At 39.3% G+C, this 14,382-nt stretch carries 17 protein-coding genes; all 17 read left to right on the top strand.

From position 1 onward, the window contains the following. Positions 1 to 32 precede the first annotated feature (32 nt). The 17 genes from CIL05_RS01525 (at position 33) to CIL05_RS01445 (ending at position 14,371) form a co-directional block, all read left to right on the top strand. Positions 33 to 401 (top strand): ATP synthase subunit I, encoded by a 369-nt coding sequence (locus tag CIL05_RS01525; protein WP_095654055.1) that lies wholly within the window; start codon positions 33 to 35, stop codon positions 399 to 401. A 23-nt stretch (positions 402 to 424) separates the two neighbouring features. After that, complete coding sequence (gene atpB / locus CIL05_RS01520; RefSeq protein ID WP_095653730.1) at positions 425 to 1,147, top strand: F0F1 ATP synthase subunit A; 723 nt, start codon at positions 425 to 427, stop codon at positions 1,145 to 1,147. An 88-nt stretch (positions 1,148 to 1,235) separates the two neighbouring features. Beyond that, positions 1,236 to 1,442 (top strand): F0F1 ATP synthase subunit C, encoded by a 207-nt coding sequence (gene atpE / locus CIL05_RS01515; RefSeq protein ID WP_094886181.1) that lies wholly within the window; start codon positions 1,236 to 1,238, stop codon positions 1,440 to 1,442. Between the two features lie 183 nt (positions 1,443 to 1,625). Further along, positions 1,626 to 2,129 carry a F0F1 ATP synthase subunit B gene (gene atpF, locus CIL05_RS01510; RefSeq protein ID WP_439144819.1) on the top strand — a complete coding sequence of 168 codons (504 nt, stop codon included), beginning with the start codon at positions 1,626 to 1,628 and terminating at the stop codon, positions 2,127 to 2,129. Next, positions 2,126 to 2,671 (top strand): F0F1 ATP synthase subunit delta, encoded by a 546-nt coding sequence (locus CIL05_RS01505; protein ID WP_095653728.1) that lies wholly within the window; start codon positions 2,126 to 2,128, stop codon positions 2,669 to 2,671. The genes atpF and CIL05_RS01505 overlap by 4 nt, the downstream gene beginning before the upstream one ends. Positions 2,672 to 2,689: 18 nt before the next feature. Then, a complete protein-coding gene (atpA, locus tag CIL05_RS01500; RefSeq protein ID WP_095653727.1) occupies positions 2,690 to 4,198 on the top strand; it encodes a F0F1 ATP synthase subunit alpha in 1,509 nt (502 codons plus the stop codon). Between the two features lie 125 nt (positions 4,199 to 4,323). Beyond that, positions 4,324 to 5,181, top strand: coding sequence for an ATP synthase F1 subunit gamma (atpG, locus tag CIL05_RS01495; RefSeq protein ID WP_095653726.1), 858 nt, complete (start codon positions 4,324 to 4,326; stop codon positions 5,179 to 5,181). A gap of 37 nt (positions 5,182 to 5,218) precedes the next feature. After that, positions 5,219 to 6,634, top strand: a complete 1,416-nt coding sequence (gene atpD, locus CIL05_RS01490) for a F0F1 ATP synthase subunit beta (protein ID WP_095653725.1) — start codon at positions 5,219 to 5,221, stop codon at positions 6,632 to 6,634. A gap of 110 nt (positions 6,635 to 6,744) precedes the next feature. Continuing rightward, on the top strand, positions 6,745 to 7,140 hold the full coding sequence (locus CIL05_RS01485) for a F0F1 ATP synthase subunit epsilon (RefSeq protein ID WP_095653724.1): 396 nt from the start codon (positions 6,745 to 6,747) through the stop codon (positions 7,138 to 7,140). Positions 7,141 to 7,192: 52 nt separating this feature from the next. After that, positions 7,193 to 7,537 carry a hypothetical protein gene (locus tag CIL05_RS01480; RefSeq protein WP_133121072.1) on the top strand — a complete coding sequence of 115 codons (345 nt, stop codon included), beginning with the start codon at positions 7,193 to 7,195 and terminating at the stop codon, positions 7,535 to 7,537. 232 nt (positions 7,538 to 7,769) lie between these two features. Further along, complete coding sequence (locus CIL05_RS01475) at positions 7,770 to 8,000, top strand: DUF1146 family protein (RefSeq protein ID WP_095653722.1); 231 nt, start codon at positions 7,770 to 7,772, stop codon at positions 7,998 to 8,000. Between the two features lie 98 nt (positions 8,001 to 8,098). Continuing rightward, positions 8,099 to 8,812 (top strand): YwmB family TATA-box binding protein, encoded by a 714-nt coding sequence (locus CIL05_RS01470; RefSeq protein ID WP_095653721.1) that lies wholly within the window; start codon positions 8,099 to 8,101, stop codon positions 8,810 to 8,812. Between the two features lie 34 nt (positions 8,813 to 8,846). Then, positions 8,847 to 10,181, top strand: a complete 1,335-nt coding sequence (murA, locus tag CIL05_RS01465; RefSeq protein WP_095653720.1) for a UDP-N-acetylglucosamine 1-carboxyvinyltransferase — start codon at positions 8,847 to 8,849, stop codon at positions 10,179 to 10,181. 361 nt (positions 10,182 to 10,542) lie between these two features. After that, a complete protein-coding gene (gene dppA / locus CIL05_RS01460) occupies positions 10,543 to 11,367 on the top strand; it encodes a D-aminopeptidase DppA (protein WP_095653719.1) in 825 nt (274 codons plus the stop codon). A gap of 101 nt (positions 11,368 to 11,468) precedes the next feature. Continuing rightward, positions 11,469 to 12,398, top strand: a complete 930-nt coding sequence (locus CIL05_RS01455; RefSeq protein WP_095653718.1) for an ABC transporter permease — start codon at positions 11,469 to 11,471, stop codon at positions 12,396 to 12,398. Between the two features lie 3 nt (positions 12,399 to 12,401). Beyond that, entirely contained in the window at positions 12,402 to 13,358 is a 957-nt protein-coding gene (locus tag CIL05_RS01450; protein ID WP_095653717.1) for an ABC transporter permease, read from the top strand. Positions 13,359 to 13,366: 8 nt separating this feature from the next. After that, positions 13,367 to 14,371, top strand: coding sequence for an ABC transporter ATP-binding protein (locus tag CIL05_RS01445; protein WP_095653716.1), 1,005 nt, complete (start codon positions 13,367 to 13,369; stop codon positions 14,369 to 14,371). Positions 14,372 to 14,382: the final 11 nt, after the last annotated feature.

The raw sequence follows: 14,382 nt of genomic DNA, 5'->3' as shown, positions 1-14,382 counted from the left end.
TTTTTTCGGAAATTATGGGAGAAGAGAGAACTATGTCGGAATATGAAAATATGATAAGACGTCAACGTAAGTGGATGTTCTGCCTTCTCGCAATCATGGTACTTGGAGCTGGGTTTACACCATATACCCGTATCTTCCTTGGACTGCTTTTGGGAAGTACTGTTAGTTTTTATAACTTATATCTTCTGCAAAAGAAAATTGTCAATTTCACAGATGCAGTGGCTAAAGAGGAAAAGTCTAAAGGTCTTGGTACATTATCGAGATTTGCAGGAGCTGCATTGGCAATAATAATTGCTCTTCGTTTTGAAGAGGAAATAAACATTATTGCTGTTATTATTGGATTAATGACATCCTATATGGTCATTATGATAGATTTTGCATTGTTTAGAGATAAGGATTAGTGCTAAAGAGAGGGGTGAATAATTTGGATCATGGAGCACCGGTAATAGACAATATATTTGGGATATCCTGGCTGAGTGTTAATTTATCAAATGTACTCATGATTACAGTAACTTCCATAATTGTGTTTGTACTTTGCGTATTAGGTGCAAAAAAATTGCAGATGAAACCAACCGGAGCCCAGAATGTCATGGAATGGATTCTTGATTTTGTGAAAGGAATTATAAATGATACGATGGGTTGGAAGACTGGAAAGCTATTCCTGCCGTTAGCACTGACATTATTTACATACATTTTAGTAGGTAACCTGTTAGGGGTTATAACAAATGGCGTATTTGGTGGTAATGTATGGTGGAAATCGCCAACTGCTGATGCAGGTGTTACATTGACTTTATCAGCAATGGTAATTGTCTTATCACACTTTTATGGAATTAAATTACGGGGTGGAAAAGAATATGTAAAAGATTACTTCCGTCCGATACCGATTTTATTTCCAATTAAGCTAATTGAAGAATTTGCAAACACACTTACACTTGGTTTGCGTCTATTCGGGAACTTGTATGCAGGTGAAGTTCTGCTCGCATTGCTGGTAGGATTAACATCATCTGGAGTATTAGGTTTCTTTGGTGGGGCAATTCCATTCTTGGCTTGGCAAGGATTTAGTGTATTTATTGGAGGAATCCAGGCATTTATCTTTACAATGCTTGCAATGGTTTACATGTCACACAAAGTAAGTGAAGAACACTAGAATTGTTAATTAACCAGTTTTAATGGAATACCTGTTAAAACCGGAATTATTAAAAACTATTACAACTATCTTGAGGAGGATTTATATTATGGGAGCTTTAGCAGCTGCAATCGCAGTAGGATTAGGTGCATTAGGTGCTGGTGTAGGTAACGGTCTTATCGTAAGTAAAACAGTTGAGGGGATCGCTCGTCAGCCGGAACTAAAAGGTCAATTGCAAACAACAATGTTCATTGGTGTTGGTCTAGTTGAGGCAGTACCTATCATCGGTGTGGTTATCGCACTAATGGTAATGTAATTAAATAAAGTAAACCTAAAATGGCGAAGATAATCTACCATAAGAACCTTCGCCCTTGTTTGTAATGTAATACTACAAGAATTTCATAAAAAATTGTTATAAGACAATGAAAAATAATACATGTAATATTCACTATTGAAAGTGAAAGGAGTGAATTCTGTGCATACATTCACTGATTATTCGATGATTTATGCAGCGCTTGGCGGCCTTCATGTAATAGACATGGCTGTACAATTATTCTTCTTTATTGTATTGCTACTACTAGTGAAGAAGTTCGCTTGGGGCCCGGTAATGAATATGATGCAAAAGCGTGAAGAATATGTTGCAGGTGAAATTGAAGCTGCAGAATCAAGCCGCGCTGAAGCAGAGAAAGCTTCCAAAGAAGCATTAGCACAATTAAAACAAACCAAACAAGAAGCACAAAAAATGATAGAAGACGCAAAAAATGCTGGTGTAAGACAAGAGAAGGACATTATTGAATCAGCACGATCAGAGGCTGCCCGTATTAAGGAAGCAGCACAGGCTGATATTCAAACTGAGAAAGAAAAAGCGCTCCAGGCATTGCAGGATAAAGTTGCTTCATTATCTGTACTTATTGCAAGTAAAGTAATTGAGAAAGAAATTAGTGCACAGGATCAAGAGAAATTGATCAATGACTATATTAAAGAGGTAGGAGAAGAGCTATGAGTGAAGCGGTAGTTGCCAAACGTTATGCAGAAGCTCTTTTCCAACTCGGAAATGAAAAAGCTACATTGGATCAAATGGTTGATGATTTTCAAGTAGTAAAAGAAGTTTTTCAAGCAAATAAAAAATTAAATACATTCCTGAAGCATCCACGTATTAATAATACGAAAAAGAAACAGTTTCTTGATGAAGTGTTTCAAGGTCTAGATCCAGATGTTATAACTACATTAAAATTACTAGTAGATCGTCATCGTACGGACATCATTCCATCCATGGTTGACCATTTCAATCAATTCGTTAATGATGCAAAAGGAATTGCAGAAGTAACTGTATACTCTGTTCGAAAGTTATCAAATCCTGAAAGATCACATCTTGTAGCATCGTTTGTCAAACGCTTTAATAAAAGCACGTTTGAGATTAATAATGTTATTGATCCAACATTGATCGGCGGTGTGAAAATCCGTGTAGGAAACACGATTATCGATGGTTCCATCAGTAGAAAACTACAACGGATCGAACGGGATATTGTAACTGCAAACAAATGATGATAGGGGTGAAATGGTATGAGCATTAAAGCTGAGGAAATCAGTACACTGATAAAAACGCAAATCGAAAATTTCGATGCTGAAATAGAAGTAAATGATGTCGGGACAATTATTGAAGTTGGTGACGGTATCGCACGTGCTCATGGTCTTGACGATGTTATGGCGCAGGAGCTTGTTGAATTTCCAAACGGCGTTATGGGACTGGCACAAAACCTGGAAGAAAGTAACGTAGGTATCGTTATTTTGGGCCCATATACAGATATTAAAGAAGGCGATGAAGTTCGTCGGACTGGCCGTATCATGCAAGTACCTGTAGGTGAGGAATTGATAGGTCGTGTAGTTAACCCGCTTGGACAGCCGATTGATGGCAAAGGCCCGGCAAACACTACAAAAACCCGTCCTATTGAAACACCTGCTCCTGGTGTAATGGATCGTAAATCAGTTGATGAACCATTGCAAACAGGGATTAAAGCAATTGACGCACTCGTACCAATCGGTCGTGGTCAGCGTGAGCTTATTATCGGGGACCGTCAAACAGGTAAAACAACTGTTGCGGTTGATACGATTCTAAATCAGTCAGATCAGGATATGATTTGTATTTATGTAGCAATTGGACAAAAAGAATCAACAGTAAGAAATACAGTAGAAACATTTCGCCGTTACGGTGCATTGGATTATACCATTGTTGTAACTGCAGGTGCATCAGATCCGGCTCCATTATTATACCTAGCCCCATATGCAGGTGTAGCAATGGGTGAGGAATTTATGTATAACGGAAAACACGTACTTGTAGTATATGATGACTTATCAAAACAGGCATCAGCATATCGTGAACTTTCCCTGTTACTACGTCGTCCTCCAGGTCGTGAAGCATTCCCAGGGGATGTATTCTACATTCACTCACGTTTATTGGAACGTGCTGCAAAATTAAGTGACGCATTAGGTGGCGGTTCATTAACTGCACTGCCATTTGTTGAAACACAAGCAGGCGATATTTCTGCATATATTCCAACGAACGTAATCTCGATTACCGATGGACAGATCTTCCTGCAATCAGATCTATTCTTCTCCGGTGTACGTCCGGCAATAAACCCAGGACTCTCGGTATCACGTGTTGGTGGTTCTGCACAAATAAAAGCAATGAAAAAAGTTGCCGGTACACTACGTCTGGATTTAGCATCATTCCGTGAACTGGAAGCATTCTCACAGTTCGGTTCAGACTTGGATAAAGCAACGAAAGCAAAACTTGATCGTGGGGAACGTACGGTTGAGGTTCTAAAACAAGGATTGCATAAACCATTAGTTGTTGAAAAACAGGTTATGATTCTTTATGCATTGACTAAAGGATTCATAGATGATATTCCAGTTGGAGACGTTACACGTTTTGAAGCAGAATTCCATGTATGGTTAGACAGTAACCGTGCAGAATTGCTTGCATCCATCCGTGAAACAGGTAAACTCCCGGAAGCTGAGGATATGAATGATGCAGTTGAGTCATTTAAGAAAACATTCTTACCAACAGATTAATGAATAGATAATTAAAACAGTGTTTACAGAGATTGGAGGATGGATGAATCGAGGGCGAGCAATTCTTGCAGCCTGGTCATTCAGATTCCTTTTTCTGACCCAGTTGGAAAGTGTGGTGAAAAAGCTTGGCATCACTAAGAGATATTAAAGGTCGTATGGATTCGACTAAAAAAACAAAACAAATTACTGCAGCAATGGAAATGGTATCTGCCTCCAAGATGAGTAAAGCAGAACAAAATGCAAAGTCATACGTGCCATACAGTGAAAAGATACAGGAAGTTGTGGCAAGTATTGCTACCAATAATACAGATGTTTCACATCCTATGCTCAGTAAGCGTGATGTGAAAAAGACGGGTTATCTTATTGTTACTGCAGATAAAGGTCTTGTAGGTGCGTATAATAGCAGCATCCTGAGACATTTGCAACGAACGATTCAAGAGAAGCATCAATCTTCTGATGAATATACAGTTATTGCAGTTGGCCGTAAAGGCTATGATTTCTGTCAAAAACGTGATATTCCAGTATCTAAAAGTATGATTGGACTTGCAGATCAACCGAAATTTGCAGATATTAAAGAACTTGCATCTGAAACGGTTCAAATGTTTATTGATGAAGAAATTGACGAGTTGATCATTTTCTATAATCACTATGTAAGTGCCATTTCGCAGCAGGTAACAACAAAGAATTTATTGCCAATTACAGATATTGAAACAAGCGGGTCAGGCAGCCAGTACGAATATGAGCCGGATCAGCAGCAAATATTAGAAGTGCTTTTACCACAGTATGCTGAAAGCTTGATTTTTGGCGCATTACTAGATGGTAAAGCGAGTGAGCATGCGGCGTCAATGACGGCGATGAGAAGTGCAACAGATAATGCAGAAGATCTTATCGGCGAATTGGAATTGTCATATAACCGACAACGCCAAGCAGCTATTACACAGGAAATCACAGAAATTATTGGCGGAGTAGCTGCACTGGAATAGCTCCTCACCATGGATAAGTTAGTTAGGAGGGAAATCGATGAGCAAAGCATATGTTACTCAAGTAACGGGACCTGTCGTAGACGTAAAGTTCGAAGACGGACAGCTTCCGGATATTTATACCGCTTTAACCATTAATGCTGAAGCAACGGATGAAGGTCAGGTAGCTATTGACCTGACAGTAGAAGTTGCACTGCACTTAGGTGACCATAGTGTACGTACAATCGCTATGTCATCTACAGAAGGTGTTAAGCGTGGTATGGCAGTAGAAAATCAAAATAAACCTATTTCTGTACCTGTTGGTGATGTAACACTTGGTCGGGTTTTTAACGTACTTGGTGAAAAAATCGACCTTGATGAAGCCTTGCCGGCAGAAACTCGTTTAGACCCAATTCATCGTCCATCACCTAAATTTGAAGACCTTTCAACCGAAACTGAAATTTTGGAAACAGGTATCAAAGTAGTAGACCTATTAGCACCATATATTAAAGGTGGTAAAATCGGTTTATTTGGTGGTGCGGGTGTTGGTAAAACAGTATTGATTCAGGAATTAATTAACAACATCGCATTAGAGCATGGTGGTCTTTCTGTGTTCGCAGGTGTTGGTGAACGTACACGTGAAGGTAATGACCTTTACTATGAAATGAAAGACTCTGGCGTTATTACGAAAACAGCTATGGTATTCGGTCAAATGAACGAACCACCTGGTGCACGTATGCGTGTAGCATTAACAGGCTTGACAATGGCTGAGTATTTCCGTGATGAACAAGGGCAGGATGTATTGCTCTTCATCGATAATATTTACCGTTTCACACAGGCAGGTTCTGAAGTTTCCGCACTTCTTGGACGTATGCCATCCGCGGTTGGCTATCAGCCGACACTTGCTACTGAAATGGGACAATTACAGGAGCGAATTACTTCAACAAATAAAGGTTCAGTTACATCCATTCAGGCTATTTATGTACCTGCCGATGACTATACTGACCCGGCACCGGCAACAACGTTTGCGCATCTTGATGCAACAACAAACCTGGATCGTAAATTATCCGAGCAAGGTATCTATCCTGCGGTTGATCCATTAGCGTCCACATCTCGTGCATTAGACCCGGAAATTGTTGGAGATGAACATTATGAAGTTGCACTTGGAGTACAACAAACACTGCAGCGCTACAAAGAGCTTCAGGATATTATTGCAATCCTTGGTATGGATGAATTAGGTGACGATGATAAACTTGTTGTTGGACGAGCACGTCGTATTCAGTTCTTCCTATCACAAAACTTCCACGTTGCTGAGCAATTTACAGGACAAAAAGGTTCTTACGTTCCGGTAAAAGAAACAGTACAAGGCTTCAAGGAAATTTTAGATGGAAAATACGATGACCTTCCGGAAGATGCATTCCGTCTGGTTGGACGTATTGAAGATGTAGTTGAAAAAGCAAAAGGTTTGGAACAATAGACAATTGGCTCAGAAGTAAATAGTAGAGCAGAAATGCTCTTCTAACAAGAGGTCAGTAAATTCGTAATTCGTACCTGACCGACTTCATGCCAGTTTTAGGAGGGGTTACATTGAAAACACTAACTGTGAGTGTTGTTACTCCTGATGGTCCGGTACTGGAAGATAGTTTTGAAATGGTTAGCTGTAAAGCAGAAAGTGGCGAACTCGGTATTCTGCCAGGCCATATTCCACTAGTTGCTCCATTATCAATCAGCGTTGTTCGACTAAAGCGTGAAAATGATACGGAAAAACTTGCTGTAAACGGTGGATTCATGGAGGTCAGACCAGATAAGGTAACGATCCTTGCCCAATCTGCAGAAAAACCTTCAGATATCAATGTCGAGCGTGCTAGAGAAGCAAGAGCACGTGCAGAACGCCGACTTCAGTCTAAACAGGACAGCATCGACTTCCAACGGGCAGAATTAGCACTCAAACGAGCAATGAATCGCTTAAATGTTGGTCAATAATAAACAAGGAAATCTCTTATAACTTTAGGTTGTAGGAGTTTTTTTGTTTTTATTGGTTGGAGGGGCGGGGGGGTATCTGCTGGAGGATGGGGATATCGACCGGAGTGCGGGTATATCATCCGGAGCGAGGATATATCGTCCGGAGATCAGAGATATCATCCGGATGGAGAATATATCGTCTGGAGAGCAGAAATATCATCCGGAGCAAGGATATATCGTCTGGAGATCAGAGATATCGTCCGGATGGAGAATATATCGTCTGGAGAGTAGATATATCGCCTGGAGAGCAGGGATATCGTCCGGAGAAAGATTTTATCATCCGGAGATCAGATATTTCACCCAGAGAGCAGAGATATCTTCCAGAGAAAAAACAACCCCACTAAAACACATATTTTAACAAACTCACCGTATAAGCAACCATGCTACGTACTCGACAACACTCCACATTCCCAAAAATGAACATCATCCGCAAAGCATGTCGATATTTCCCGGGAAATTAATACATATTTCTACATTTCCCAAATAATAAAAATCAATTGTAGGAGCAATTTAATTATGCTCTATTCATTGACTTTTTTTATCACAAGTGGCAAAGTTACAATTAGTGAAAAATAATAAAGGTGGTCTATATGATTGGAATTGGTGAATTAGCGATAATAAGCATGATCTCACATTTGATATTTATTTACATTACTTGGAGAGTTGTGTTGACTATAAATTTTGATCCTTTAATTAGAAAGGGTCGTACAACTGAGGCAAAGATTTTATTATTATTTATTACGATTGTCATTGGTTCAGGGGTAAGTAGGTTTTTCCTTGAAATCCTGCAATGGTCACGCGATCTGATATATCTCTTCTAATCTTGTAATCTAGTAAATGTCGGAATTTGTTTAGTATGTTATAAGTTCCCCCTGTCGATACTATAACTAATTATAGTAGACTACAGGGGGATTTTATTATGAAAAAAATAGTTCTTATAACCTTTTTATTATTAAGTATAACTACAGATACAATAGCTGAAAAAACACAAGTGAATGAAATGACGGACATAGCTAATTATGTTCTGGACAATAAAATGAAAGTGGAAGGCTGGCAATTGACGATAAAAGAACAGATTGATAGACAAAATGTGAACAGCCTCATTAAAGAAATGAAAAATAGTTATTTAGTCACTAGGAATGAAGATGAAAACAGTATAAAATATTCGTTTAGCAGCACTCACAAAACTGAGAGTGTTGTCGAATTTTATAATGTCATTATCCCTAAGGAGAAAATATATGATGTGGAGTTAATTGGCGTATTGAAAGGTGAAAACTGGGATGACTCAATAGAAGAAAACTACAACACTAGGCTTAAACTGATGATGAATAAATTTTTCACGAAATCAGCCAAAAGTTTTGCTTGTCTGACAACTAGTGATGATGGTATAATGAAAGCTGATGTTTTTATTTATGAGTTCGCAGAAAACTTCAATGTACAACAATTAAAAACACAAATCGACACAGTAAAAAAATCTTTGCATAAAAAAATAATTTACGGGTATATACCATTATGGAACGAAAAAATCACGATTATGGATCGCCCGATGAATGTGCAAATAGCTGTTACTGAAAACGAAATAGGGAATCAGACATACATCATAGGAACACCTATCTTAATAAATGAATATTAATATAATGAAATTGGATCTGAAGGAGAATTGAAATATGGAAAAGATCATCGTAAGAGGCGGACACCAGCTGAATGGCACCGTTAAAGTTGAAGGTGCAAAGAATGCGGTACTTCCAGTCATTGCTGCGAGTCTTATTGCAAGTGAAGGGAAAAGTACGATTACAGAGGTCCCTGTCCTGGCGGATGTATATACGATAAATGAAGTAATCCGAAATATGAATGCAGAAGTAAACTTTGATTCTAATAACAATACAATAAACATTGATGCATCCAATGAATTAAAAACGGAGGCCCCATTTGAATATGTGCGAAAAATGCGAGCGTCTGTATTGGTTCTTGGGCCCTTATTAGCGCGGTATGGCCACGCAAAGGTAGCAATGCCTGGTGGATGTGCAATTGGATCACGCCCAATTGATTTACATTTAAAAGGCTTTGAAGCAATGGGTGCTGAAGTACATGTAGGAAATGGCTTTGTTGAAGCTCATGTAAATGGGCGTCTTAAAGGTGCAAAAATATATCTGGATATGCCAAGTGTTGGAGCAACGGAAAATATAATGATGGCAGCAGCTTTGGCAGATGGAAAAACAATTATTGAAAACTGTGCGAAAGAACCAGAAATTGTTGACTTAGCCAATTACCTGAATAAAATGGGTGCAAAAGTTATAGGTGCCGGAACAGAAACGATCAAAATCGAGGGTGTGGAAAAACTGCATGGAGCAGAGCATTCCATTATTCCGGATCGTGTGGAAGCAGGAACTTTTATGGTTGCAGCAGCAATCACCGGTGGAAATATTCTAATCGAAAATGCGGTTAGTGAGCATTTGCGTTCAGTTATTTCCAAGCTTGAAGAAATGAATGTAAAAATAACCGAAGAAAATGAAGGAATCCGTGTGATCGGTCCTGAAGAATTAAAAGCTACAGACATTAAAACATTGCCACATCCTGGTTTTCCTACCGATATGCAATCACAGATGATGTCATTAATGCTATCGGCACATGGTACGAGTGTAATAACAGAAACTGTTTTTGAAAACCGTTTTATGCATGTGGAAGAATTTCGCCGCATGAATGCTAAAATGAAAATTGAAGGCCGCAGTGTTATTATTGAAGGTCCTTCTGATATGCAGGGAGCGGAAGTTGCTGCAACAGACCTACGGGCAGCAGCAGCACTTATTCTGTCAGGTTTAAGAGCTGAAGGCTTAACCCGTGTTACAGAATTAAAGCATCTTGACCGTGGATATGTTGACCTATCAGGAAAATTAGCTGCATTGGGTGCAGATATTGAACGTGTTGATGAAAACGGAGATACAGTAAAACCATTTGTACAAGTAGATTTTAAAACAGAAAATGCAGTAGCAGAACTATCTTAATTTCGTTAAAAGTTAATATGGAATATTTATTATAAAACAGATGGAAATTTAAATTCTATCTGTTTTTTTGTGTTGGCTGTATTCTAAAGCATTGTTGTTTTAAGCAGCAGATCAGCGGTCTCCCGGATTGTAACAGCGCAAATCGGCCATGTATCAGCTCACAACGTAATTCTATCAGCGCAAAACTGTCTTTTAACAGCGCCCCACGTCTTGAGCGGTTGTTTAAGTAACACGTCAGACTAAAACTGAAATATTATTCCAAGAGGATAAGCTAAATATCATCTGTTCATTTCAAAATAAATGTGATAGAATAGAAAGAAAATTAGTAAAAGGGATAATAATCCAAAAGGAGAAATGTGTTATGAAATTGTATGTCTCCGTTGATATGGAGGGAATTACCGGCTTACCTGATTACACCTATGTTGACTCTGGTAAGCATAATTATGAGCGAGCGCGTAAAATTATGACTGAAGAAACAAATTATGTGATTGATGCAGCTTTTAAATTTGGCTGTGAGGATGTTTTAATCAATGATAGTCATTCGAAAATGAATAATATATTGATCGATCAGCTGCATCCGGATGCGAAATTAATAACTGGAGAAGTGAAGGCGCTATCGATGATGCAAGGAATTGACAATACATATGGTGGAGCAATGTTTGTTGGCTATCACGCGCGTGCGGGACAGTTTGGTGTTATGTCACACGCCATGATTCATGCAGTCCGAAATTTTTATATTAATGAACAGCCCGTAGGTGAAATGGGAATAAATGCGTATGTTGCCGGTCATTTTGGAGTTCCATTATTACTGGTTGCAGGGGATGATCAGGCCGCAAAAGAAGCGGAAGAACTTATTCCGAATGTAACTACTGTAGCTGTGAAAGAGACCATTTCCAGATCTGCAGTGAAAAGCTTAACACCTAAAAAAGCAGGAGAGCTTTTAACAGAAAAGGTAAAACATGCATTGGAGAATCGAGAGAACGTAAAGCCGTTAATTTTACCAGAAAATCCGGAAATAAAAATTGAATTTAATAATTACGGTCAGGCAGAATGGGCAAATTTAATGCCAGGAACGGAAATTGAACCTGGAACAACCATTGTCAAGTATCAGGCAAAAAATATCATTGAAGCTTACCAGGCAATGCTCGTGATGACAGAGCTCGCAATGCGCACTGCTTTTTCATAGCAAACGAATAATAACCTGTGGACGAAGAAAAGTATACATAAAAATATCGGAATAATTAAAAAACACCGGTAAAAACGAGAGTTACAGGGGAGTGGGAAGTCATGCTCAGGTACTTATTAAAACGACTGCTAATCATGGTTGTAACATTGTGGATTATTATTACATTAACCTTTGTGCTGATGGTCAGTATTCCTGGTTCGCCTTTTAATAGTGAAAAATCATCAAATGAAATTGTTCAGGCCAATTTGGAAAGACATTATAATTTGGATGAACCGTATTATGTACAATATTTACTCTACATAAAATCAATCGTTACATTTGATTTTGGACCATCGATTAAACAGCCGAATCAGTCTGTCAACGATTTATTGGCAAGGGGATTTCCAATTTCATTTGAATTAGGGATTGTCACAATAATCGTCGCAGTTTTTTCAGGGATTATTTTAGGAATCCTAGCAGCATTAAAACACAATGGATTTATTGACTACTTGATGATGGGGATTGCCGTATTGGGTATTTCGATTCCAAACTTTATATTGGCGACATTATTGATTCAGCAATTAGCTGTTAAGTTTTCGATATTTCCTGTTGCTACATGGTCCAGTCCGGCACATATGGTTCTGCCGGTTTTGGCACTCGCTACAGGACCAATGGCCATTATCGCAAGACTGACACGCTCCACGATGCTTGAAGTTTTAACACAGGATTATATAAAAATGGCCAAAGCAAAAGGATTATCACCATGGAAAATTACGATCAAGCATGCATTAAGAAATGCATTAATGCCTGTTGTGACAATTATGGGAACGTTGCTTGCAGGAATTCTGACAGGTACATTTGTTATCGAGCAAATTTTTGCCATTCCGGGTATGGGAAAATATTTTGTTGAAAGTATTAATCAGCGCGACTATCCGGTAATTATGGGGACAACGGTATTTTACAGTGCCTTTCTGATTTTCATGCTCTTTTTGGTAGATATAGCTTACGGCATACTTGATCCCCGAATTAAAGTGCATAAGGAGGGAGAATAATCTATGAAACTATCAGAAGATACGAAAACACCCCATTCTCCTACCGAAGTGCCAAATGAGTGGTTCAATTGGAAGGAAAAGGATAAGGAAGCAGCTGAAGCGGTATCCAGACCATCCCTATCCTACTGGAAGGATGCCTGGAAGCGATTAGTGAAAAATAAACTGGCAATGCTTGGGTTAGTCTTTTTAATATTATTAACATTCATGGCAATTTTCGGACCATTTTTTTCACCATATGAAGTAAATAGACAGGATCTGCCCAATCAGTATCAACCACCATCCTTAGAGCATTGGTTTGGAACTGATTCTGCTGGTCGGGATGTATTTACAAGGACCTGGTATGGTGCGAGAATATCCTTATTTGTTGGACTGATGGCAGCACTAATCGATGTTTCAATCGGGATTATATATGGTGGCATTTCCGGCTATAAAGGTGGCCGTGCAGATAATATTATGATGCGTATTATTGAGATTTTATATGGCCTTCCCTATTTGCTTGTAGTCATTTTATTGCTAGTTGTTTTAGGACCAAGCCTATCAACAATTATTATTGCATTAACCGTCACAGGCTGGGTTGGGATGGCCCGAATTGTGCGGGGACAGGTATTACAAATTAAGAATTATGAATTTGTCCTCGCATCCAAATCGTTTGGTACCAAGTCATCCAGGATCATACGGAAAAATTTATTGCCCAATACGATGGGACCAATCATTGTGCAAATGACCCTAACCGTCCCGTCAGCAATCTTTGCAGAAGCATTTTTAAGCTTTATCGGTTTAGGTATACAGGCACCTTTTGCAAGTTGGGGTGTCATGGCAAATGACTCACTTGGGGCTATATTATCCGGAAACTGGTGGACATTATTTTTCCCGGCATTCTTTATTTCATTTACAATGTTTGCTTTTAACGTGCTGGGTGACGGGCTGCAGGATGCGCTTGATCCGAAATTAAGGAAGTAGGTGACAACATGGAAAAAATACTCGAAGTAAAAGATCTCCACGTAACCTTTACAACCTATGGGGGAACCGTTAAAGCGGTCCGTGGAGTTAACTTTTATTTAAATAAAGGCGAAACCCTTGCCATTGTTGGGGAGTCCGGCTGTGGAAAAAGTGTTACATCCAATGCAATTATGCGACTAATCCCAGACCCGCCAGGTAAAATTTCAAATGGAACCATTCTGTTTAAAGGGACAGATTTAACAAGGGTTTCCGAGAAAGAGATGCGCGGGATCCGCGGTGTTGATATTTCCATGATTTTTCAGGATCCCATGACAGCATTAAATCCTACACTTACCATTGGGACACAGCTGATGGAAGGATTAAAACAGCATCATAAAGTAAGTGGGGCCGAGGCAAGGAAAAAAGCGCTTGAAATGATGGACCTTGTGGGCATACCAAATCCGGATGAAAGGCTGAAACAATACCCGCACCAGTTTAGTGGGGGAATGCGCCAGCGAATTGTCATTGCTATTGCCTTAATTTGTGAGCCGGAGCTTTTGATTGCAGATGAACCAACGACAGCACTTGATGTAACGATTCAGGCACAGATTCTGGAGCTTTTTGAAAAAATCCAACATGCTACAGGGGTTTCCATTATTTTGATTACACATGATTTAGGTGTTGTAGCAAAAATTGCTGATCGAATTGCGGTAATGTATGCTGGAAAAATTATTGAAGTCGGAACAAAACGGGAAATCTTTTACAATCCCGAACATCCATATACAAAAGGCTTATTAAATTCCGTTCCGCGGCTTGATTTACAAGGGGAAAAATTAATCCCGATCGATGGAACGCCACCGGATTTATTCTCACCTCCCACCGGATGTCCATTTACTGCCAGATGTCCATTCGCCATGGAGGTGTGTGATAAAGTTTATCCCGAAGTTTCGGCCCTTAGTGATTCGCATCAAGTGAATTGCTGGCTGCAGGATGAGCGGGCTAAACAGCTTTTAGCTGAAGCAGTAACAAAATAAATTTAAGGGGG

The sequence above is a fragment of the Virgibacillus profundi genome, assembly GCF_002287375.1.
Lineage (GTDB): Bacteria > Bacillota > Bacilli > Bacillales > Amphibacillaceae > Virgibacillus_K > Virgibacillus_K profundi.
The sequence above is the reverse complement of the archived record's forward strand: the minus strand, read 5'-3'. Positions and strand labels throughout refer to the sequence as shown.

Bases quoted from the DNA above. Each gene is read 5' to 3' on its own strand.
- CIL05_RS01525 (WP_095654055.1), top strand. From the start codon at position 33: ATGTCGGAATATGAAAATATGATAAGACGTCAACGTAAGTGGATGTTC.
- atpE (WP_094886181.1), top strand. From the start codon at position 1,236: ATGGGAGCTTTAGCAGCTGCAATCGCAGTAGGATTAGGTGCATTAGGT.
- atpF (WP_439144819.1), top strand. From the start codon at position 1,626: ATGATTTATGCAGCGCTTGGCGGCCTTCATGTAATAGACATGGCTGTA.
- CIL05_RS01505 (WP_095653728.1), top strand. From the start codon at position 2,126: ATGAGTGAAGCGGTAGTTGCCAAACGTTATGCAGAAGCTCTTTTCCAA.
- atpA (WP_095653727.1), top strand. From the start codon at position 2,690: ATGAGCATTAAAGCTGAGGAAATCAGTACACTGATAAAAACGCAAATC.
- atpD (WP_095653725.1), top strand. From the start codon at position 5,219: ATGAGCAAAGCATATGTTACTCAAGTAACGGGACCTGTCGTAGACGTA.
- CIL05_RS01475 (WP_095653722.1), top strand. From the start codon at position 7,770: ATGATTGGAATTGGTGAATTAGCGATAATAAGCATGATCTCACATTTG.
- CIL05_RS01470 (WP_095653721.1), top strand. From the start codon at position 8,099: ATGAAAAAAATAGTTCTTATAACCTTTTTATTATTAAGTATAACTACA.
- murA (WP_095653720.1), top strand. From the start codon at position 8,847: ATGGAAAAGATCATCGTAAGAGGCGGACACCAGCTGAATGGCACCGTT.
- dppA (WP_095653719.1), top strand. From the start codon at position 10,543: ATGAAATTGTATGTCTCCGTTGATATGGAGGGAATTACCGGCTTACCT.
- CIL05_RS01455 (WP_095653718.1), top strand. From the start codon at position 11,469: ATGCTCAGGTACTTATTAAAACGACTGCTAATCATGGTTGTAACATTG.
- CIL05_RS01450 (WP_095653717.1), top strand. From the start codon at position 12,402: ATGAAACTATCAGAAGATACGAAAACACCCCATTCTCCTACCGAAGTG.
- CIL05_RS01445 (WP_095653716.1), top strand. From the start codon at position 13,367: ATGGAAAAAATACTCGAAGTAAAAGATCTCCACGTAACCTTTACAACC.